18 protein-coding genes and 1 other annotated feature are annotated in these 21,357 nt (G+C 48.1%); of the genes, 4 read left to right on the forward strand and 14 right to left on the reverse strand.

Translation table 11 applies throughout. The features are described 5' to 3' along the window. Positions 1 to 89 precede the first annotated feature (89 nt). The 3 genes from asd to DVH26_RS23690 all read right to left on the reverse strand — a co-directional run bounded on the left by asd (position 90) and on the right by DVH26_RS23690 (position 3,408). On the reverse strand, positions 90 to 1,175 hold the full coding sequence (gene asd / locus DVH26_RS23680) for an aspartate-semialdehyde dehydrogenase (protein WP_239626109.1): 1,086 nt from the start codon (positions 1,173 to 1,175) through the stop codon (positions 90 to 92). A 140-nt stretch (positions 1,176 to 1,315) separates the two neighbouring features. Beyond that, positions 1,316 to 1,577 (reverse strand) — a binding site (T-box leader). A gap of 57 nt (positions 1,578 to 1,634) precedes the next feature. After that, positions 1,635 to 2,693 (reverse strand): EamA family transporter, encoded by a 1,059-nt coding sequence (locus DVH26_RS23685; RefSeq protein ID WP_239626112.1) that lies wholly within the window; start codon positions 2,691 to 2,693, stop codon positions 1,635 to 1,637. Continuing rightward, positions 2,653 to 3,408, reverse strand: a complete 756-nt coding sequence (locus DVH26_RS23690; protein ID WP_239626114.1) for an MBL fold metallo-hydrolase — start codon at positions 3,406 to 3,408, stop codon at positions 2,653 to 2,655. Before DVH26_RS23690 ends, DVH26_RS23685 begins: the two co-directional genes overlap by 41 nt. 120 nt (positions 3,409 to 3,528) lie before the next feature. Here DVH26_RS23690 and DVH26_RS23695 point away from each other — a divergent pair, with 120 nt between their 5' ends. The 3 genes from DVH26_RS23695 to hcp all read left to right on the forward strand — a co-directional run bounded on the left by DVH26_RS23695 (position 3,529) and on the right by hcp (position 5,745). Next, complete coding sequence (locus DVH26_RS23695) at positions 3,529 to 3,942, forward strand: Lrp/AsnC family transcriptional regulator (protein WP_239626116.1); 414 nt, start codon at positions 3,529 to 3,531, stop codon at positions 3,940 to 3,942. A 20-nt stretch (positions 3,943 to 3,962) separates the two neighbouring features. Continuing rightward, positions 3,963 to 4,313, forward strand: a complete 351-nt coding sequence (locus tag DVH26_RS23700; protein WP_239626119.1) for an MmcQ/YjbR family DNA-binding protein — start codon at positions 3,963 to 3,965, stop codon at positions 4,311 to 4,313. 139 nt (positions 4,314 to 4,452) lie between these two features. Next, complete coding sequence (gene hcp / locus DVH26_RS23705) at positions 4,453 to 5,745, forward strand: hydroxylamine reductase (RefSeq protein WP_239626122.1); 1,293 nt, start codon at positions 4,453 to 4,455, stop codon at positions 5,743 to 5,745. 85 nt (positions 5,746 to 5,830) lie between these two features. Here the strand turns inward: hcp and DVH26_RS23710 are convergent, their stop codons facing one another. The 8 genes from DVH26_RS23710 to DVH26_RS23745 all read right to left on the reverse strand — a co-directional run bounded on the left by DVH26_RS23710 (position 5,831) and on the right by DVH26_RS23745 (position 16,473). Beyond that, positions 5,831 to 7,645, reverse strand: coding sequence for a right-handed parallel beta-helix repeat-containing protein (locus DVH26_RS23710; protein WP_239626125.1), 1,815 nt, complete (start codon positions 7,643 to 7,645; stop codon positions 5,831 to 5,833). 30 nt (positions 7,646 to 7,675) lie between these two features. Beyond that, entirely contained in the window at positions 7,676 to 9,010 is a 1,335-nt protein-coding gene (locus DVH26_RS23715) for an ABC transporter substrate-binding protein (RefSeq protein WP_239626127.1), read from the reverse strand. Positions 9,011 to 9,072: 62 nt separating this feature from the next. Further along, positions 9,073 to 9,924 carry a glycerophosphodiester phosphodiesterase family protein gene (locus DVH26_RS23720; RefSeq protein ID WP_239626129.1) on the reverse strand — a complete coding sequence of 284 codons (852 nt, stop codon included), beginning with the start codon at positions 9,922 to 9,924 and terminating at the stop codon, positions 9,073 to 9,075. A 205-nt stretch (positions 9,925 to 10,129) separates the two neighbouring features. Next, on the reverse strand, positions 10,130 to 11,161 hold the full coding sequence (locus tag DVH26_RS23725; RefSeq protein WP_239626131.1) for a LacI family DNA-binding transcriptional regulator: 1,032 nt from the start codon (positions 11,159 to 11,161) through the stop codon (positions 10,130 to 10,132). Positions 11,162 to 11,256: 95 nt separating this feature from the next. Further along, positions 11,257 to 12,399 (reverse strand): Ger(x)C family spore germination protein, encoded by a 1,143-nt coding sequence (locus tag DVH26_RS23730; protein ID WP_239626134.1) that lies wholly within the window; start codon positions 12,397 to 12,399, stop codon positions 11,257 to 11,259. Next, positions 12,396 to 13,481: a GerAB/ArcD/ProY family transporter gene (locus DVH26_RS23735; protein ID WP_239626137.1), complete on the reverse strand. Its 1,086-nt coding sequence runs from the start codon at positions 13,479 to 13,481 to the stop codon at positions 12,396 to 12,398. Before DVH26_RS23735 ends, DVH26_RS23730 begins: the two co-directional genes overlap by 4 nt. Then, the gene (locus DVH26_RS23740) at positions 13,478 to 14,980 is read right to left on the reverse strand and encodes a spore germination protein (protein WP_239626140.1); all 1,503 of its coding nucleotides are present in this window, start codon (positions 14,978 to 14,980) and stop codon (positions 13,478 to 13,480) included. Before DVH26_RS23740 ends, DVH26_RS23735 begins: the two co-directional genes overlap by 4 nt. Before the next feature lie 185 nt (positions 14,981 to 15,165). Beyond that, entirely contained in the window at positions 15,166 to 16,473 is a 1,308-nt protein-coding gene (locus tag DVH26_RS23745) for an ABC transporter substrate-binding protein (RefSeq protein ID WP_239626142.1), read from the reverse strand. 206 nt (positions 16,474 to 16,679) lie between these two features. Here DVH26_RS23745 and DVH26_RS23750 point away from each other — a divergent pair, with 206 nt between their 5' ends. Further along, positions 16,680 to 17,486: an AraC family transcriptional regulator gene (locus DVH26_RS23750; protein WP_239626144.1), complete on the forward strand. Its 807-nt coding sequence runs from the start codon at positions 16,680 to 16,682 to the stop codon at positions 17,484 to 17,486. An 82-nt stretch (positions 17,487 to 17,568) separates the two neighbouring features. Here the strand turns inward: DVH26_RS23750 and DVH26_RS23755 are convergent, their stop codons facing one another. From DVH26_RS23755 to DVH26_RS23765, 3 genes are read right to left on the reverse strand one after another with little or no spacing between them, the layout of a single operon-like run. After that, a complete protein-coding gene (locus DVH26_RS23755; RefSeq protein WP_239626147.1) occupies positions 17,569 to 18,162 on the reverse strand; it encodes a histidine phosphatase family protein in 594 nt (197 codons plus the stop codon). A 37-nt stretch (positions 18,163 to 18,199) separates the two neighbouring features. Then, entirely contained in the window at positions 18,200 to 19,624 is a 1,425-nt protein-coding gene (locus DVH26_RS23760) for an MBL fold metallo-hydrolase (protein ID WP_239626149.1), read from the reverse strand. Positions 19,625 to 19,680: 56 nt separating this feature from the next. Continuing rightward, entirely contained in the window at positions 19,681 to 21,084 is a 1,404-nt protein-coding gene (locus DVH26_RS23765; protein ID WP_239626151.1) for an FAD-dependent oxidoreductase, read from the reverse strand. Positions 21,085 to 21,357: the final 273 nt, after the last annotated feature.

Raw genomic sequence — 21,357 nt, forward strand, 5'->3', positions numbered from 1 at the left:
GCTATTGAGGTCTTTTTCTATAAGCAAACAGCCCGGTAAAACGGAGGCTACCACAATGCTATTATAGTTGAAGCTGCAGTCCAACTTGCTTACTTGGCTTGGATATATCCTTCCGCTTTAAGCAGCTCAGCGATCAATACGGCTCCGCCGGCAGCTCCGCGCAAGGTGTTATGGGACAGTCCTACAAATTTAAAATCGTAAATGGAATCCTCGCGCAATCTGCCGACCGAAACTCCCATTCCGCGCTCAATATCGCGGTCCAATTTCGTCTGAGGTCTGTTTTCCTCTTCGAAGTATGTGATGAACTGCTTAGGCGCGCTTGGCAATCCAAGCTCCTGAGGACGCCCTTTAAATTGCTGCCAGCGGCTCAAAATTTCCTCTTTGGATGGTTTATTCTCGAACGATGCGAATACCGTTGCCAAATGTCCATCCGTTACCGGAACGCGGATACACTGCGTTGTAATTAATGGCGAAGCTGCTTTCACAATTTCATCGTTCACGATGCTGCCCCAGATGCGCAGCGGCTCCTGCTCGCTCTTTTCTTCCTCGCCGCCGATATAAGGAATCACGTTGTCCAGCATTTCCGGCCAATCGGTGAAGTTTTTGCCGGCTCCGGAAATCGCCTGATACGTCGATGCAACGACTTGGGTCGGTTTGAAATCCAGCAAGGCGTGAAGAGCAGGCACATAGCTTTGGATGGAGCAGTTCGGCTTCACGGCGATAAATCCGGTCGAGGTTCCGAGACGCTTTCTTTGTGCCGCGATCACTTCGATATGACCCGGGTTAATCTCCGGAATGACCATCGGGATGTCCGGCGTCCAGCGGTGAGCCGAGTTGTTTGAAATAACAGGCGTTCCCGTTTTGGCATAGGCTTCCTCTAACGCTTTAATTTCGTCCTTCTGCATATCGACTGCGCAGAAGATAAAGTCGACATTCGCTGCAACCTCTTCCACCTTCGAAGCATCCTGAACGACGATGTGCTTCACGTCTTCAGGAATCGGATCGGACAGCTTCCATCTGTTTTGTACGGACTCTTCATAAGTCTTGCCTGCCGAGCTGGCACTCGCTGCAATGGCTGTTACTTGAAACCATGGATGCTGCTCCAACAGCTGAACGAATCTTTGGCCGACCATACCGGTTCCGCCCACAATACCGACTTTCAATTTTTGCGACATACCTATTCATATCCTTTCATGATGACATTATGAGTGATCTTGCATAATAATTTTGTGATTTTGCCTACCCTATATTACATGTTGGATGTGCTTTGGTTTGTTATATGAAACTAAAAAAATCCCACCCCCAAGACCATAGTCTTGAGGACGAGATTTGTATGCTCGTGGTACCACCCCAGATTCGCAAATACGTCGCCGTATGTGCCTCTTCAAGTACGTCATCACATAGTCATGATTATACTCTAGCTCTGTAACAGGAGCTCCTGTCGCATCATCCCCCGTATAAGGTTCCGGTGCGCTGCTCAGAGTCTTTCTTCAATAAATAATCCTTTGCTCCTTTTCAGCTGCCGGAGCTCTCTGCGAAAGAATGTATTTATTTACTCGTCTCTTCATAGCATTTGCATGTGTTGCGATTATAATATCAGATAACGGCAGTTTGGTAAACTGTTTTTTTGAAAATTAGGCGCTGTTACTACATCCGCCAACCGGCGTACGGCCGCTCTTCTTTCCTGCTGAAAGTACAATGAAGAAGACGCCGGCCAAAATAATGACGATGGCGCCAGCCATCCGAAGTGTCAGCGGCTCATCAAGCACGGCCCAGCCAAGCACGACTGCGACGACCGGGCTGACGTAAGCGACGGTGTTCGGCAGCGAAGCCGCAGTACTCGCCCGCTGCAGCCATGAGTACAGAAGAAATCCGGTCATGGTCACGAAGAGAAGATAGATCATAGCAAGCAGCGTCGTTCCCGTTAACGAGGAGATGCGGAGCTGAGCCCATTCTCCTCTGGAGAGGCTTACCATCATAATGAGGATGCCGCCTATAAGCATTTGAATAGCGGTGCTGAACATCACTCCAGGCTGTGCGGTTCGACGCATGGCAATGGTGCCGCTCGCGTTCAGGAAGGAAGCGGCCAATATCGCTCCGACTCCAATAAGGCTCAACCCGTCTTGCCCGGTGGGAGCAATTAGAACAGCTAGGCCGACAAACCCCAGCATCAATCCAAGTGTGGCCCAAGCATTCGGACGGCTGCGGAAGATGGCCCAATCCAGCAGTGCCGCCCACAGCGGCATCGTCGATGCCAGCAAACCGGCCAACGCCGAGGATAAATATGGCTGAGCCGTGATAACCATGCCTTGACCGCCGGCGATAAGCAGCACTCCGACCAGAGACGCGTTCCCCCACTGCTTCCCCGTCGGACGAGACGCAGCGGGCATGCGCCACAAGCACCATAGCAGCAAGGCCGCTCCGCACAGAATAAAGCGAAAGCCGGTCAAATACGGCGGAATTTCCGTTATGATAACCTTCAGCGCGAGGAAGACCGAACCCCACAGCAGCCATAACGAGACGAGCGCTGCTGTAAAGTGCAGCCCGTTAGGGGAGCCGCCTTGCTCTGCAAGGGATTTGTTGGTCACGCGAGGTTCAGTCCTTTCCGCGGCAGCATCGATGCTGATGAAATACGCAAGGTCATTCGAGCTGTTATAAGACCATCGATTCGCCATCATCCGGTACTGTGACATGTCCCGTTAGGTCCTTCTCTTCAATAAAGCTCTTCAGCTCTTGTCTGGACAGGAAGCAATGATTGACGGACTCCATATGGGAGACGATGATTACCGACTGCGGAGCCGCCTCATGCGTCCGGTAAATGTCGTCCTTGCCCATCGTAATCGGGTCTCCATGCAGGAACTGTGCCGAGCCGCCATTGACGATAATGACATCAGGGCGATGAATTCGGATCGCGTCCTCCACCTCGCTGCACCATATCGTATCGCCGGCAATGTATAGCGTCTTCTCCTCCGGATGCTCAAAGACTACGCCGGAGACGTTCCCCATCAATTTGCCGATTTCGCCTGTTCCATGCTGCCCTCTCGTCCGGCTCAATCGGACTTCGCCTATATGGCCGATCCGTTCGATTGCTTGAACGCTATGAAATCCGTGCTTCCTTATGACTTCGGCATCTTCATCCGACTGTACGATCATGTTGGCGTCTTTCGGAATCGCACGGATCGCCTCCGCATCGAAATGATCAGGGTGCAGGTGCGTAACGATGACCGCATCCGCGGTAACTATGTCCTCCACAGCAACCGGAAGCTCGGCTGTCGGGTTATTGACAGGATTCGCCGTATTCACCACAGGCGGATAGGCTCCCTTCGGCGCCAAGTAAGGATCAATCAAAAATGTCTTACCTCCATACTCCAATACGATCGTTGCATTTCGGATTTGTGTAATTTTCATAGCCAAGCCCCTCCCTTTAATATTTCTCCCTTTTAGGTTAACATTGAGGTTGGAAACCATACATATTGTAAATCACGAATATGGCCGGAAATACTTGATTTTTGAAAGAGGTTGTTATACATGCTGGATTCTACGGACAAACGCATACTGGAAGAGCTGGCCAAGGATGGCAGGATTTCGATGAAGAAGCTGGGCGAGAAGGTACATCTGACCGGACAAGCAGCGGCGAACCGGGTATTGAGGCTAGAGGAAGAAGGCGTCATTGAAGGCTATACCGTTCGGTTAAATAACAGAAAGTCTGGTTACGCCGTTCAAGCGTTTATTACGGTGTTTACGAAGAGCTTCGATCATCAGCCGTTCCTGTCCTTTGTGGAAACGCAGCACTCTTATATCATCAATAATTATAAAATCAGCGGTGACGGCTGCTATCTCATGGAGTGCAAGTTCCCTTCCAACGAGGAGCTCGACAAATTTCTAAACGATTTAACACGCTACGTGAACTATAAAGTATCCATTGTCATTAATAAGGCCTAACGGGAGACGGAGGAATAAGAATGAGCATCGAATCGTTAACACGCTATTGTTTATCTAAAAAAGGAAGCAGCCAGGACTACCCATTCGGCGATGATGTGATGGTGATTCGGGTCGCCTCCAAAATCTTTGCTTTCCTATCCGAACGAAACCGGCAGCCGAACATCAGCTTGAAATGCGACCCGTTTATAGCGGAAAACTTAAGACAGCAGTACCCTGCCGTAACTCCCGGCTATCATTTGAATAAGAGCCACTGGAATACGGTTATCATTGACGGCTCCATTGAGGAACCGGAGCTATTCAGTATGATCGATCATTCGTACGAGCTCGTTTTTAAAGGCCTCAAAAAAGCGGAGAAAGAAGCCTTGCTTTAAGACGGTACGGAATAACGTTTATCACATTGTTCACCATTTCTCCAGAAACCTTGTGATTACTATCACATAAGACTCCTCCCGCCTCTGTTAAGCTATTGTTGCAAGCGAACATAGCTATTAATCGAACGGAGGATGCCACATGTTTTGTTACCAATGTGAACAAACGCCGAACGGCGGCTGTAAAGTCATCGGGGTATGCGGCAAGGATGAAACGATTGCAAGCCTGCAGGATACGATCATTTTTGCGCTCAAAGGAATTGCCGCTTATGCGACCCATGCGAGACAGCTTGGTTATACGGACCCGGAAGTCGATAAAATAACGCACGAAGCGCTTTATATGACCTTAACCAACTCCAACTTCAATCTCCAGGAGCATCTGGATATGGCTATGAAGGTAGGCAATGCCGCCGTGCGGATTATGGATGTTCTCGACCGTGCGCATACGACGCACTTCGGAATTCCTCAGCCGGTTACCGTGCCGCAGAATAAAATCGAGGGCAAATGCATCATTGTGACCGGACATAACCTGTATGCACTGGAAGAGCTGCTGAAGCAGACGGAAGGCAAAGGCATCCATATTTATACCCACTCCGAAATGCTCCCGGCTCACGGGTATCCTAAGCTAAAGCAATACAGCCACTTAAAAGGAAACATCGGAAAAGCCTGGTACGACCAGCGACGGTTATTCGAGCAGTTCCCGGGGGCGATTCTGGCGACGACGAACTGTGTTATGCCGATCAAGGGAACGTATGCGGACCGATTCTTCTCTTACGAGGTAGCGGGACTGGAGAATGTTACGAAAATCGTTGGCGAGGATTTCTCCCCACTGATTGAACGAGCGCTCGAGCTGCCGGAGGCGAATATCGACTCTGAGCAGGTTCTGACAACCGGTTATCACCACGAGACCGTCATTGGACTTGCGCCGGAAATCATTCAAGCGGTGAAAGCCGGACAAATCAAGCGTTTCTTCGTCATTGCTGGTTGTGATGCGCCGGGCAAAGGCGGCGACTACTACCGCGAGCTTGCGACTTCACTTCCGAACGATACCGTCATCCTGACCACCTCCTGCGGGAAATTCCGCTTTAACGATGTGGATTATGGCACCGTAGCAGGCACAGCTATTCCTAGATACATCGATTTGGGCAAATGCAACAACTCCGGCTCCACGGTCAAAATTGCTCTGGCGTTAGCCGAAGCCTTCGAATGCGATGTGAACGAGCTGCCTGTAAGTATCGTTTTATCGTGGTTCGAGCAAAAGGCTGTTGCCATCCTGCTTGGCTTGTTCAGTCTCGGAATCCGGGATATCCGTATCGGTCCGAAGCCGCCGGAGTTCGTTAGCGAAGGCGTCATGAACGTGCTGGTCGAGAAATTCGGCTTGAAGCTGATCGGCAATGTGCAAGAGGACATGGAGGCTATGCTTTCCCTACACTAAAATGTAGACGAAATCCCCCCGCTCCCGGCAAGGAACACCGGAACGGGGGGATTTCTTATCCGCCTTTCTCTTTGGATGATGGAGCCTATCCCTTGATACCTATAACGTACCTCACAGGATCGCTTGTGCTTATTAGCTGAAGCCTGGTCTCATTAACGATGGAGGCCACTAAGCTTCCATTGGCCGTAGCCACGTTAATAAAATCCGTACCCGGCCGAAAGCCGGACGTGGACCAGCCCCGCGCCGTTTCATGCCGTAAATTCCCCGTCGACACTGCGCCGGTAGCAATAATGACCGACTTAAAATTCCGTATGTCTTCGTTCAGATCAATCGTTCCGCTGCTCACATTTAATACCCCTGTCAGGAATTGCTCCGAAGGATTGGCAGACACCAACGTTCCGGCCCCATCATCCATAATGGAACCGCTCGATCCGGGTAAGCCGAAGTTACCGCTTATCACGGTTCCGCTGCTGCTGGGTTTGATCAGTACCAAATAGCTATAATTGCTGCTGAAGCCGCCATTGTTGACGATATTGGAACTAAGATTCGAATCGCTGCAGCCATCCAGATGAATGCCGCTGTAGAGACCGTTCCCCTGCTGAGAAACTCCCCGTAATATATTGTTTTTCGCGGTGAGACGCGTCACAGTACTTGAATAAATACCTTCCCTTTTTACATTGAACACCGTATTGTCCGCAAGAAAAATATCCTGCCCCTTGATGATACGCAGTGCTGTATTCGCGATATCCGTTATTACATTGTTCGAGACGGTAATGTTAGCGGGCGGGTCCGTAATATCGCTCGCCGTCGCAATAACGATTCCGTGGAATCCTGTCCCGCGCAGCACATTGTTGGATACGATCGTATTCTTGCACGAGTAGATCGGGATCCCGTGGCCTCCGACATTCGATATCGTATTGCCCGATATGACGGAATTATAAAAGCTCTCCGGTCTAATAGCGACATCCGCGAGGTCGGCAAAGTGATTATTGACGATGCGGATGTTTTCATGAAACACTTGCTTTCCCTCGCTGTTGTATTTAGAGCCGTGCGCGCCAACGCCGCGGTGTCCGTTCGCAAAGGTGCAGCCTTCTATTAATACGTTCTGGCATGGTGTGTCGTCATAAGCCCCGAAGCTCGGGAATGATTCCTTGGATGCGAAATCGATCTGGACCATTTCAAACATTCCGGATGTTGTAATGATTTGATTTTCGAACCTGCAATGGAGCAATGTTACATTTTTACTGGAGTTAAACTCTATGATATGACCGTTATGCCCGTTAACAAATCGGACCCGTTCGATGTGAATGCCGTCAGCGTGGCCGATGGCAAACGCCATGAATCCTCTGCTTGGATCGGAAGGCAAATTCACATCTGCACACAAATCGATAGTTCCTCCGATGACGGTAATATTGCCTTCTCCGCCGTAGCCTGATGCATAATTGGCATTGCCCAGTTGTCCGTTGACGAACAGCTTCAGGTTGCTGTTCGGAATGCCCATTTTTTTAAGTATAGCGTGATCGTCCATCAGGATGGTCGTATTTTTATATAGCTGCAAAGGACGCGTAATAATATAGGAGCCTGCCGGGATATAACAAGTGCCGAAGCCATTAACCTTAATTTCCTGCAGCACGGTCTCAAATGCCTTCGTATCATCCTGGACACCGTCTCCTGCCGCACCATAATGAGTCACGTCATAATAATGACCCGTGCCCGGATCGCTGTCTTTGCCGCCTCCATACACGGATTTAGTAACGGACGCGGACACGATGCCAGGTGTGCTTGAATAAATAGCGTTACCTCCCATGGTCATAGCGACCCCGACCGCTCCGATCTTTCCTATGGAGGAGAGCAGCTTTCTCCGGCTGATTCGAGTAGATTCTTGTTCTTTATCCAGCATGAGGATTACCTCCATTGTTCCAGAGTTCTATTACTTTTTGGTTAGCTCGGATATTTTCTGGTTGAGTTCTTCTTCGGCTTCCCTAAGCGCTGTGTTCATGTCCTTCTTGCCGAGTACGAAGTCGTCGTAATATTTGTTCAGAATATCTCTTGCCGTAGTGTAATAATCGCTGAAACGAGGTGCTGGAGCAGGCGTGCTTTTGAAAAACGCCGGGATATTTTTCCCTTGGGCATACGGAATATCTGCAGCGAACTGCTTCTGCATCTCCGGATTTATGAGCGGACTGGGGACGGGTCTTTGCCGGGAAGCAAGCAATTGGACTTCATCGGAGGTAAACACCTCGATAACTTTCATTGCCGCGTCTTTATGCTTGCTTGTTTTGGTCGCTCCGATCACTGCGAAGTCAACCATACCGTATACATTCGGCATTCCGCTGTAGCTAGGATACTGCACCATGTCCCAGTTGAGTCCTTCATTCGTTGCATCCTTCAACCGGTCGATAATGTTGATCGTGGCCAGCATGGCGATATTCCGCTCCTTCATGAACCGGACGATCCCTCCGCCATTCAGATCCGTTGTTTTCTTGGGAATGTTCCCCGGTATCGAATACATGCCTTGCGCGACTTGAAATACTCTGCGCCACTGGTCGTTATTGACTTCCGCTTTATTCGTCCTACCGTTCAAAATAACAAGGGATAACGGGAATGCCAATCGAGTCGCATGCTCCGGATCCAGGCCGTAATATTGAATGCCACCGTCCTGTCTGGTTACTTTCTTTGCCAATTCAATCGTCTCTTCCCAGGTCATTCCGTCTTTAGGGTAGGGAACGCCGAACTTATCGAAAATATCCTTGTTGTAATACAGCGCGTTGGCTTGCCTGTAATATGGCAGCCCATATACTTCTCCCTTCTCGGAATATTCTTTAAGAGCATTGATGTAGAGCGGGTCGAACCGGTTCAGATCGATATTATTTGCCTTCGCATACGGTGTAATGTCTTCGACTAAACCGACTTGCATCAGGTTGCCCAAGTAGCCTTGTAACTCGGTGTAGAGGTCAAAGCTGGCTCCGCCGGCCACCAAATCTTGAATCCCTTTGCCTTTTTTGACAATGTTGACCGTAATGTAAGGGTACTTTTTCTTCAGCGGCTCATGCAGCAGCAAGTTCCACAGCTCGTCGGAAAGATCCTGGCCTGCAAACAGATTTAAGGTCACCGGTTCTTCCTTCCCCTTGGCGGCTTCCTTTGCCCCTGCCTCCGACTTGCCGGAATCCGTATGGTTCTCGGCAGCCTGCTGCCCCTGATTACAACCGGCAATCATAGATAAGGTTAATATGCTGGAAAGCAGAATAATTCCAAATTTGCGCATATCCGATTCTCCTTCTCCATACAAACTTTACTAAATATCCGAATGATATGTACCCATTATTATTATGAAGTAGTCCGCAATCTTCTCTTTTGCAAATAATTTGCCAAGTGCAATGGCCAGTCCGTCTGAATAATGTCTGCGCCCATATCCAGAATCCTGCCCCATCCTTCATCTTCGTTGACCAATAAAGCGGTGTCGTCGTCACTTCCCAATGTTAGAACCGTCGAATCGTTCAAACGGATGGCGTTCAGCCAGACGAGCAAGCTTCTCTTCTTTAAGTCCTTGATGATTTCCAGGTTATAGAAATCGCTTTGTTCCGAGCTTATGATAACTTCTACCCCTACCGTGTTAATGTTTCTTGCAAGCACTTGGTTCAATTCCCGTGCGTTTTTTACTATCGGAATATACATCACCGGCACATCGTATTGCTCGAGCACATCCAAATACGTTTCCTTTACAGGACTCTTCACTATGATTTGATCGAACATCGAGCGTTGTCTAACGAGCTCAAATACGTCATCCCAGAAATCCCACGCTCGATCCAGGTTGATCAAGGTATCCCCTTGAAAGTGCTGCAGAACAGCTTCCAGCTCTTCCACCTTTTGCTTGACTTTAAATGAGTTGCCGTTACGATAGCTCAAGCTCTCGATTTCTCGAGAAGACAGTGTTTGAACATTATCTTTACTAAAAAAGAGCCGTTCTTCTTGCCCTTCATGAATGGTGTACAGCTTGCCGTCCGTCGATTTTGCAACGTCCACCTCGATAATATCTCCACCATATTTCAAGGCGATTTCGAAGGCGGAAATCGTATTCTCGATAATGTTTCCCCCGCCACAGCCGCGGTGGACGGCGATTAGTACATCCTTGGCCCGTTTTCTTTCGATTAACTTTTTAGTAATATCCGATTTATTCATCGATCAGCCTCCTAAGCATTAGTTTCATTGCTCACCGTAATTTAACTACAATTTAGTAAATAATTCAAGTAAAATTGTGATAAAAATATATTAATTTTCGGTAAATTTACCGGTAAACAAAACGAAAAGACCCGCAAGGTCCGCTTTCTTCTAACGGCAGCCTCACGAGTCTCTCAGTTCCCAGCGTTTCTGAATGCATGATTGATCAGTGTGATTCCTTGTTCGTTCCACAGCTGTTTCTGATGGTCAATTCGGTAGGAATCATGATTTTATAAGGGATTTCTCTGCCTTTCATTCTGCTCATTAGCAGTTGTACCCCTGCCCGTCCCATTTCCTCCGAATAGATCTTGACCGAGCTCAACGGACAGCTTGCAAATTGGGCCATTTCCGTATCGTCAAACGATACTAGGGCAACCTGATTCGGGACGCTAATACCTTCATCCTGAAGTGCTTTGAGCGCTCCTACCGCCATCGGGTCACACGCTACTACAAAGGCTTCCGGCAAATGTCCCGATGCAATGGCGCTTTTCATCAATCGATATCCTTCCGACATCGTATATTCGCCAAAATATACATCCGATTCGCGGAACCGTCCCAAATCTTGCATTCTCCGTTTATACGAAATATACCTTTTATCATCCGTTTCGATCGTATCGTTCCCGTTCAAATACTCTTTCGAATATCCGCCGATGAAGCCGATGTTCTCATACTTATGGGTTAGCAAGTGCTCCAGCACGGACTCCATCGCTTTCTCCAAATCTACTATAACGGAGTCGTAAGCCTGCTCGTCTGGAGAATATCCGACATAGACAATATGATCGGGGCCTTTATTGACATTCTCCACTATGCTTGGGTGGACTTTCCCTACAACCACGATCCCTAGAAATTGCTCGTCAATTTCTTGCTGAGACAGCGTGTTAATGCTATAAATGACAGGGACTAGTCCTAGTTCCTTGCATTCCTTCTCAATTCCGTGCCTGATCGAGATAAAGAATAGATTATTCCCCTCATCTTCAATATGGCATATAAGTACGGCGACCTTATCTGGAGCCGTTTTCTTCTTGTTTTGTTTCGAGCTTTTTCTTTCTTTCTTCACATAATGATGCTCCCGGGCGATAGCTATAATATTTCTTCTCGTTTCTTCCGTCACGATCAATGTCCGGTCATCGTTCAATACTCTGGAAACCGTAGCTTGAGAAACGTTGGCAAGCTCGGATATTTGTTTTAGCGTTATCACAGTTACTCCTTATACACCTCTATATTTAGTAAACTTATTATATCAAGCCCAAAAAAGCCTTTCAACATTATTACGAAAGTTTACTAATGTTCGAGTCATTTCAATATCCCCGTACTTTGGATATGGACATTCACTTCCGGATTCATAACGACTTCCTTAAACTTTTCGTTCCAATCCAGCCTTTTCCACATTTCATTATGGTGGGCTCTCAGCCTTCTGCCGATTCCCAAGACATCGCTATTGGCCTGCTTTAATTTACCTGCAACGTCTTTTGCCCGCTGACCCAGGCTTGCATTCAATTCTTCTTCCAAAGCCTTGCGATCGATCTCTCGGCCTATGCTGGTTGGGGAGCTCCTGACTTCCCCATAGAGATCTAGCTTAAGAATGCATTGGATCGCTTCCGTGTTAGGCTTTACGGAGACATCGAACGCCCTCTTCATAGCCCGTACTTCGAACGAGATGATATTGCTCATTGTGTCTTTTCGTTGGCCGGCTTCGTCACTCTTAACGGGAATGCTTAAATAAGCCAATTTGGACAGCTTATCCATCATCAGCATCAGCATACAGCTTTCTTCACGAGCCAGCGTCACTCCCGTAAATTTATCGCCATGAAACAATCCGGTAGTGTCGATAATCAGATGGTTTTTCTCTATCTTTCGAATGACAGGCATTACGGCATCCGCCGCTTCGTCAGGAAGTGTGTTCATCCATAACGTATATAGAGTCTGCTTGGGGACGATGGATTTGTAGGTTGCACCAAGGATCATTTGCTTGATATCAAACGAAACGGGGTTGCTTTCCGTTAATTCAGCAGAGATGACTTCTGAAGCCAAGCCTTTGCTTATGATAATATTTCCGTTCAAATAGGCTTTCCTGCTGCGGTAAAAAGATTCTAACGGTGCAAAGATCCCCCGCTTCGCAAGCTCTTCTCCGATGATAATGACATGCGTTTTACTTACATCGATGGTACCTGGCAGCATACCGTCGATTCGGTCGCCTACCCGATTCACGGAATCGCCCGTTGCTTGAATCATTTCATCCTTTATGTCGAACTGACCTGCCCCCCTGCTTTTTAACACGGCGGCTCTGACCGTCCCGGTTATTTGTCCGTTCGGAGCGGCATCCATCCCTATCCCGGTAACCATCTTTTTGTTAGTTAAATAGGATACATCCCAACAACCCGACAAGGTCATGATAGAAAACACCAGACCTATGAACAATGACCGTTTCGTTCTCATGCCGCCCCCCGGTTCCCGCTATTTTTGATCACAAAGGACATCAACCACATGAGCAGCGGAATCACAGCAATCATCAACAGGTACCCGCTTTCCAGCCATGTGCTGAATGGATCCAAATTTTCTACAGTCGTTAAATACAATCCAATTATATAGACCAATATACCGCTTATCCGAACGATGACCCGATAAGTGCTCTGGCTGGCGGCCAGACTGTAACCTGCCATACTCAAGTACGATATGATCGTAGCCGTCATCGGAATAATCCAGATCGTCAAGAAGATGAGATCCAAACCGTCAAATAGCTGATTCGTAAACCCTTTAAACAAAAACAATACGGGCTCATTCACCTGCTCTAAAGCTTTGGAATTAAAATTGATCAAGCAGATAAAGACGAAATACGCATAAAACAGCGTTACCATGATATTAGAAAAGGAGCTTATTCTCAGTAACCCTCTAGGTCTTCCATCTACTTGGGAAAAGAAGACCAGGATTACTTCGAAACCGAGCATGGAAAAAAACGTTTGTCTGACGCCATGCAAAATTTGCCCTGCACCGGAATGGCCTACTGGCATAATATTGGAAATGTGAATTTCATTCGAGAACGTTAACAGGCTGAGTAAGAGCAAAATAATGAACATCACTGAGGATAATACAAAAAATCTAGCGATAACGCGCAAATTTTCAACAGCCAGATACATGCCGGTAGCTATAATAAACAGAAGCAGCACCCAAGTCGGGGTCAATGGCAGCATCCAATCTTGAATTAATCGAACATAGAGTGTACAAGCATAACCTGCAATCATAATAAAAAAAGCATAGTATATCAGGTTCAAACCTTTACCCAGATAGCTCCCGAACATACGCATTATCATCTGGCGCAAGGTGTCATTGGGAAACCGTCTAAACAGCGCCCAGTATATCAGCAGCAGAAGCTGTATGAGGCACCCGGCCACGAGCACGGAAATCCATGCATCTCCTTTGGCCGAGCTCTGAGTCTCCGAAGGTAAGGATAAGAGACCGATTCCAATTTGTGTTTTGATAATAGTAAAAAACAACTGGGATCTGGTTATGGAAATATTCACGTTCGTTTCCACCTTTTGAAGAACGATGCTTGCTTTTGCACTTGTCCATTCGAATGTGTCCAAATGGGAAGGCGGAGCAGTAAATCTTTCCCCTTATTTTTGTCGCGGAAAGGACCGAAAGGTGCGAAAAAAGGCACGCCCAAGGTTTCGATCTTGCACAGGTGAATAAAGATCACCATCATCATCATGGCAATCCCGAAAAAGCCGAATAACGCAGCTGCAAGCATCGTTGGAAATCCCAAGATTCTTAAGCTGGTCCCGAACTCGCTGAGCGGTGTTGCGAATGAGGCGATAGCGGTCAAGGCGATGACGACGATCATGGTGTTGGAAACCAAATTCGCCTCAACTACCGCGGTGCCGATTACCAGCCCCCCAACGATCCCGATCGTCTGAGATATAGGCGAAGGAAGCCGGATTGCAGCCTCTTTCAGGAGCTCGAGTATGAACTGCATCGTAATGGCTTCCATAAGCGGCGGAAACGGAACATAGGTTAACGAAACCTTTATCGAATATAGAATGCCAAAGGGAAGAACATCGGAATGGTAGGTCACTACGGCAATATAGAACGCCGGCAGGCTGATCGCCAGAATAAAGCTGATCAATCTAATGAGCCTGAAAAAAGAGCCGGCGATCCATCGATGGTAATAATCATCGGCGGATTGATAAAATGAAAAAAAAGTAATTGGCAATATGAGAACTACCGGGCTGCCGTCGACGATAAGATTGATTTTGCCTTCCATTAAGTAAGAGACGGTCCGATCCGGTCTTCCGCTCTGCAAGGTCTGCGGGAATGGAGAAAGCGGGTGCTCCTCGATCATCTCATCGAGGTTGGCCGCCGAATACAAATAGTCCAGCTCGATGGAGGAAATTCTTTTCTCACACTCTGCGATGATATTCGGCTCGGCTATACCCTCCATATACACCATGGCAATTCGGGTATTTGTGATCCGGCCAAGGGTGTAAAATTTCACTTTTAACCTGGGACTCTTGATCCTTCTCCGAATCAAATAGAGGTTCGTGTTCAAGCTTTCAATAAAACCGTCATGAGACCCTTTCAAAATTTGTTCATTTTTCGGTTCTTCTATGGAGCGCCCCTGCCATTGTCCTGCCGAAATGAGATATGCTTCGTCATGATGCTCCCGAATAACGATACAGAAGCCTTCAAGCAAGGACTTTATGATGTGAGAAAGGCTGGAAGAATGTTTGACCTCGGTGGACGCCGATATTTGATCCATATTTAAGGAGTCTGTATCCAATAGAGGCTTAACCATATTGGATTGAATCATTTCTTGATTTACAAGCGGTTCCAAATACATGAACACACAGCTCTGGCCGCCGCGGTTGAAATATTGAAGCTTCATATCCTCTGTATGCGATACGGCTTTCTGAATTTGCGCGATTTTTTGTTCGATACTACCGGAGATGATCTCTTGCGCTTCCACTGCAGAGGTTTCGGGCTGACAATTGTTTGCTCTTTTGGGCAATCTCCAAAACTTCATCTCTGCACCCCCGTAGTCCAATAATTACCCTTATTATGCGCACTTTACCAAATTATATTTTCCTGAGGAAAAATTCGGGTGACTTGGCAGTCCGTACCCAACGTATCCGTGCCGCATGGCATAAGAAATCGGATCAAGGATGCACCGTAATTCAACGGCACAAGCTTAATCCGATTTTTTCTCCTTTATTTCTTTTCTATTTGCACCGCTTTTTCAATTTCCTCGTCCAGCTCTCGCAACGCAGTGTTCACATCTCCCGAATCCTTCAGGAGAGCGTCAAACTTTTTCGTAGTTAGTGGCTCGGCAATTTCTCTGTACAAGTAGATCGGGTATTTAACCGGTTTGCTTTTGACAATCCCTGCCACATTTTTGTTCTTCAAGGTAGGATCGTTCTGCCCGAACGCTTTTTGTACAGCCTCGCTCTTTAGAGGAGATACGCTGCCTGCTTTGGAAACATTCATTTGCACTTCATCGGAGGTTAACACCTCGATCACCTGAAGCACTTGATCCATATGCTTCGTCGTCGGGACCGCTCCAACCATATAAACTGTTGAGTTTCCATAAGTGTTCGGCCGATCCTTATAAAACGGATGCTGCACGACATCCCAATTCAGCCCCTCTTGCTCCGCCTCTTTAAGCCTGGAGAACAAGTTCGTTTCATTCAGCATCGCTATCGTACGGTCCTTGATGAATCCGTTCACTCTATTCTTATTAGCATCCTTCGACGGTTCATTGCCTGGGATAGAGTAAATTTGTTTTCCGAGCTCGAACACCCGCTTCCAGCCATCAGTCGACATGATCGGCTTCTCCGTCTTATGGTCCAAATATTCCAGACCAAGCGGTTGAGCCATTCTTACGATGCTCCCCAAATCCCATCCGCGATACTGAACGCCGTTATCGACACGCGTCAGCTTTTTCGCCAATTCCAGGGCGTCCTCCATGGTCATCCCGTCCTGCGGATAAGGGACACCGAATTTATCGAATATTTCCTTGTTGTAATACAGAGCGTGAAACCCTGCTTCAATCGGCAAGCCGTACAATTCCCCTTTTTCCGTTGCAGCATATTGAATGTCGTCAAGGTAATTTTGGCCGAAACGGTTCAAATCTACGTGATTTTGCTGAAAAAGAGGTTTCATATCCATGTTGATTCCGCGTTCCTTCAACCCCGGCATGTTCCCGTTAAAAGAAATATAAAGGTCCGGGAGCTCGCCTGCCGCAATAAGCTGGTCATATACTTTAAAGGAGTTGGCACTGATAAGCTCCAACGTAATATGCGGATACTTCTTGGCAACCGGCTCGATATAAAGCCTCTTAAACTCTTCGGTAATGGGCAGATGAACGGCAAACTTCAGCGTAACGGGCGTCGTATCCGCAACCTTCGCCGGAGTTGCTGGCGAATCCCCCTTTTGACTCATCTGCCCAACTTCTTCCCCTCCACATCCTGCTGCAGTAATCATCAAGGATAATGCAAGTAACGCTTTCCAAATGTTCAACGCGAATCATCCTTCCTGCTCTTTAAATGTAACCGCTTACCAAACGTTCCATTACTTTCATCCTAGCTCTCACTTTTAATGAAAATCATCGCCATCCTTTTTCTATTTCGTATTCTATTTCATCATACACAGTAATTAATATCTTGAACATACAAGATTAGATCATGTACAATATACTTTATTTCATAAAAGGAGCGGATGCACGCATGGATGCGCCAGCCTTGTGGGATCAGTCGCTCATCATGATTTCTCATGCCTACTTCGAACGCAAGGAGAAGTTTGAAATGAACTCGGACTCCTATCCCATCTGGATGCTGTTTGCGGTTGAATCAGGCAGGTTCAGGTTTCGGATCGGCGCGGAAAGCGGGGAGATTGGAGCCGGCGAGCTGATCTACTGCCCTCCTGGTTGCATGTTCCATCGCGAAATGGTATCGCCCTTGGAGCTCCACCTTATCGGCTTCGAGTTTGCAAGCCGCCAACTGCCAGCCCACGTACCGCAAGTACCGTCGGTCAAATCCCATCCAGCGGACGGCAAACGGCTCGCTTCGAACTTCGAGTGCTTACGCAAGCTGCATCTAGCGGTTGATCCGCGCAGCGCCTTGCGCAAACAAATGATTCTTAATGATATTTGGCAGCTCACATGCGAGGTTTGGGAAGAAGAGCACCAGCAGGATGAGCTTGTACATTCGGATGACGCATTAATGAACCGGGCAGCGGAATGGCTATCCCGTCACGCTCATACTCCCTTCGGCATGATCGAGCTGTCCAGCTTGCTTGAGCTTAGCCCTGTCCAGTTTACGCGCCGATTCCGCAAATCGTTCCGCATGACCCCTTCGGATTTCGTCAGATCGCTCCGAATCCGCAAAGCGGCCGGTCTGCTGCTCGATACCGATTTGACGCTGAATCAAATCGCCACTCATTGCGGCTATGAGAACGGCTTCTATTTAAGCCGTGTGTTCGCTCAAACGATGGGCATGAGCCCCTCGAAATACCGCGAGCTGAACCGGGTATAAAGCAGTTTCCCTTCCGGGATGCTTGAAGCAGCAAACAAAGAGCCGATCACCATGGCAGCATGATGACCGGCTCCTATACCAATTACTTCGGCAGTATGTTTTCTTCCAAATGCTTGACGCAATCGTAAAGCACATACTCCCACTTATCCCCGTTTTGCAGGACCGTGGTAACGGAAGTGTTGCTCAGCTCGTTACCGGTAGACTCATCCTGCATGAGCTCCTTTAACGTTTGACCCAGAAAGTAGCCATGCGTTACGACAAGTACCTTTTTGCCTGCAAACATGGAAGCGGTATCCTTGATAAAGCGCATTCCGCGCTCCCGCATCGACTCATGCGTTTCCTGGCCCATATCAAGCAATCGCCAATCCTTCCCCCACCGTTCGATGCGCTCCGATTCAATGGTATCGGCGATTTTCCCTCTATCCATTTCTCTTAACCGTTCATCGAAGAAATCGATAGGTTTGCCTATTGCGGCGGAAATAATCTCGGCCGTTTCCTGCGCCCGCTTTAAATCGCTGGAAATAAACACATCCCATGGCTCTTCGGAAAGACGCTTCGCCACTAATGCCGCTTGCGCTCTCCCCGTTTCATTTAGAGGGTTTTGCGTATGTCCCTGTGCTCTCTTCTCGATATTGTGATCGGTAATGCCATGTCTGACGAAAGTAATCGTAGTCATCGGATTCTTCTCCCCTTGCTATCTTAAGGCTGCAATCTCATTCATTTCCAACACTTACAGGAATCTCGGCGGCTGCAAGGATGGAAGACACTGAGCATACTTCTCCTTTTTTCGGAAAATAGGCTTTCACGCCTCTCGTGTTCTGCGATTCCGGGAATTTGCTGTGCAGCGTAATGACCGCTTTGGGAGCAATCCGTTCGATCATATCGGATAACGCCTCCGGATGGGCATGTCCTCCGTTGGACAAGGCATGACCGGTAATGCCGAACGTCTTCAAATATTTGGCCACATCGGCATGCTCGATCTTGACGCTGTAATCCGATTGAATGAAATGAGACGGGGCATCAGCATCGCCAAGTGTTTCCAACTCGATCATATGGGCAAGGTCGGGAAATTTAAAGAAGTACAAGAACTCACTCTTACGTTCAGCCATTTCTTCGAGAGAGACGGTCTCATAGGGAACCGTCATACCTTCCGTCACTGTTGCGTCGACGATTCGGATCTCCACGTCATGGGCGGGATGGCCTTCTAGAATCCGCAGGCCTTCACGGTTCGCCGTGTGCCAGATAACGGCGTGAGTTGCCTCCATAACGACCTTGCGGCCATGCTCTGCAGCGATGGCTATCATATTGGCCATCCGCTCCAAATCCCGCGGCGACATCTGCAAATAGACGAGACCCTCCGCATCGCCTACGATTTGCGAGTACCGGGATAGCAGCTCATCCTCCGTCATCTGGTAGGACAACACGGCGGACGGGTCGGAGGTAAGACGGGTTCCTTCGGTTATCAGCAAGTCGATCTGTTTATTGCGGCATAGTTCGATGAACCGGTCAATCTGTTCCGGATGCTTGCCTTGACGGCGCCAATCCCCGGTATAGGCGATTTTGTAGGTTCCATCATCGATAATAATCCCTGCCGCGCCGGTGGCATTATGATCCATCTCGATGATCTGCATCGTAAATTCCCCAAAATCGATGATGCTCAAGTCGTCGCAGGCTTGAATCCGAGCTTTGGTATCCGCGCTGTGCCCCCCCGCTACCATGCCGCGGAACAAGGAGTGGGCGTCGTAGTTCATGTATACGGGAAGATCCGGGTGAACATAAGGCAGTACCGCCATATGATCCGTATGCATATGCCCGATAAACAGAGAGATGCTCTCATAATGAGGATATTCACGTTCACCCCATGCACGCCTTACCCTGGACGCATCCAATCCTTTTAGATGCTCGGGATCGTACAGCTCAAGCAGCGGCGCGGTCATCCCGCCGAGCAAATATTGGCGGAGCTCGCGTCCCGGAGTCGCGGCTACCGGTTCATACAGCGTCAGCTGTTTCGGGAAGAGAAGACTGCTGTGCTCGACGCCAAAATCGAACAGCACGGCCTGCTTCCCTTTACCGTAAAGAATCTGTACACCGCCGGACTTGGCTACGCCGCCCCAAAATATCAATTGCCCTTCCTGCAAAACAATCGCCTCCCATGAGATAGTTTGCAAATAAGCGTCTATTCCATTTCATCCATTTATCCTAAAGCAGCATGTACATCCTCTAAGGAAAGAATAGCTCCATGCTGACGTAATTTACGCCTTATTATTTGAACGTCGACTTCCTCCGGAGCTATGTTCTGCAGTGCGGCTAAAGCTGCCCCAATTCCGACGCCCTCACCAACAGCCATACAAGTTGGCATAACTCTTGAAGAACCGAACACAACCGGATCCACACTGATGCAGCGCCCGCTTAACATAAGCCGTTTCACATCTTTAGATACGGTTGCTCCATACGTGATGCCGTAAGGTCCGGCAAGGGATCGGATTACCGTCGAATCCCCCGAGCCGCTATGAATATCTATGATATACGAGCCCAGAGCGATCGTGTCATCTGGAATAACTCCATTCACAGCCGCTTCCTCACGCACCATTTGCTTGCCCATAATTCGCCGTGTTTCACGAATGCCCAAGAATGGAGCAATGGAGGATAAATAAGTGTGCTCAAAGCCCGGGACGTGCTCTTTCAGCATTTCGATCAACGGTAAAATCTGTAAGTAAGACTCGATCTCGCCCCTGCTTAGCTCTTCTAGCCTTGTACCGTCAAAGTTCAATATGCGAATGCAATTCAGAGCAATATACCCTTCTCGCGGCAGGTTGATATAAATAATTGTATCACGATCTATAGGGCATTTGCCTTCTTTTCTGAGCTTCGAGACCATATTTTTCAATCCGACGAATACATGATTCTCGCTTGCCCGCAAAAATTCGGCAGTATAGCCGGGACGGATTTTCATAGACGATCCATGCTTCAGCTCTTCCGGGTGCTCTTGCAGGAAATCCATGAATCGCTCTAGTTCAAAGCCTCCGAGCGTAAACATTAACGTAGGCGGCTGAGTTTCTCCATTGGCATACTGTCCCTTTTCAAATTCAGCTCCCGCCATAAACGCAACGTCGCCATCGCCTGTGGCGTCAACAAATACATCGGCGAAAATTTCTATTTCCTTCCCTTTTCCCTTCACAATAACGGACTTGAGTTCGCCGTTCTCCACGGTAGTACCAATAATTTCACAATGCAATAAAGGACGAACGCCGTATTGCTTCATTTTTTCAAAGATGACGATTTTCATTAAGTTGGGGTCAATGACCGTAGTTGAATTATGCAACGGGCATTCTCGGTGACCGAATGAACCGCCCAGCTCGATCAATCGATTCACGATCTCTTGCGGAAGACCTCGTGTTACTTGACGACCTTGGGCATCCAAAAAAGCCAGCAACGGCAAACCGATGGTCATATTCCCGCCTAAAAAGCCTTGACGATCGACGATCATCGTCTCCGCTCCTTCGCGTGCTGCAGCAATGGCCGCCCCTACTCCCCCGGCCCCGCCGCCAAGAACAAGAACTTGCGTTTTGATAGCTTGTCGTTCCGAATGGATTTCCATATTTGACCTTCTTCCTTAGTATCATTGTTCTGAAATGCCATTCATACATTGATTTCACATCTCTATTTCATTATAAAAAGGAGAGAGAGGCCTGAACATACAGTATTCTTTCATGCAGGATGTATTTTATTTCATCATTTTCGCTTGTCATTCCGATTATTTTGCAAAAAAACGCACTAACTCAAATACAGTTGTTGCTTCGTTTCGCCGCTCCCCTTATGATTAAGGTATCGATGACGATGTAAGCGATACCTTAACTCCCACTCTGCCTCT

This window comes from Paenibacillus sp. H1-7 (assembly GCF_022354825.1).
In the GTDB taxonomy this organism is placed as follows: Bacteria; Bacillota; Bacilli; order Paenibacillales; family NBRC-103111; genus Paenibacillus_S.

What these genes read in the sequence shown, in the direction of transcription:
- asd (WP_239626109.1), bottom strand. Translation starts at nt 1,175, where the DNA reads ATGTCGCAAAAATTGAAAGTCGGTATTGTGGGCGGAACCGGTATGGTC.
- DVH26_RS23685 (WP_239626112.1), bottom strand. Translation starts at nt 2,693, where the DNA reads ATGTCACAGTACCGGATGATGGCGAATCGATGGTCTTATAACAGCTCG.
- DVH26_RS23690 (WP_239626114.1), bottom strand. Translation starts at nt 3,408, where the DNA reads ATGAAAATTACACAAATCCGAAATGCAACGATCGTATTGGAGTATGGA.
- DVH26_RS23695 (WP_239626116.1), top strand. Translation starts at nt 3,529, where the DNA reads ATGCTGGATTCTACGGACAAACGCATACTGGAAGAGCTGGCCAAGGAT.
- DVH26_RS23700 (WP_239626119.1), top strand. Translation starts at nt 3,963, where the DNA reads ATGAGCATCGAATCGTTAACACGCTATTGTTTATCTAAAAAAGGAAGC.
- hcp (WP_239626122.1), top strand. Translation starts at nt 4,453, where the DNA reads ATGTTTTGTTACCAATGTGAACAAACGCCGAACGGCGGCTGTAAAGTC.
- DVH26_RS23710 (WP_239626125.1), bottom strand. Translation starts at nt 7,645, where the DNA reads ATGCTGGATAAAGAACAAGAATCTACTCGAATCAGCCGGAGAAAGCTG.
- DVH26_RS23715 (WP_239626127.1), bottom strand. Translation starts at nt 9,010, where the DNA reads ATGCGCAAATTTGGAATTATTCTGCTTTCCAGCATATTAACCTTATCT.
- DVH26_RS23720 (WP_239626129.1), bottom strand. Translation starts at nt 9,924, where the DNA reads ATGAATAAATCGGATATTACTAAAAAGTTAATCGAAAGAAAACGGGCC.
- DVH26_RS23730 (WP_239626134.1), bottom strand. Translation starts at nt 12,399, where the DNA reads ATGAGAACGAAACGGTCATTGTTCATAGGTCTGGTGTTTTCTATCATG.
- DVH26_RS23740 (WP_239626140.1), bottom strand. Translation starts at nt 14,980, where the DNA reads ATGAAGTTTTGGAGATTGCCCAAAAGAGCAAACAATTGTCAGCCCGAA.
- DVH26_RS23750 (WP_239626144.1), top strand. Translation starts at nt 16,680, where the DNA reads ATGGATGCGCCAGCCTTGTGGGATCAGTCGCTCATCATGATTTCTCAT.
- DVH26_RS23755 (WP_239626147.1), bottom strand. Translation starts at nt 18,162, where the DNA reads ATGACTACGATTACTTTCGTCAGACATGGCATTACCGATCACAATATC.
- DVH26_RS23765 (WP_239626151.1), bottom strand. Translation starts at nt 21,084, where the DNA reads ATGGAAATCCATTCGGAACGACAAGCTATCAAAACGCAAGTTCTTGTT.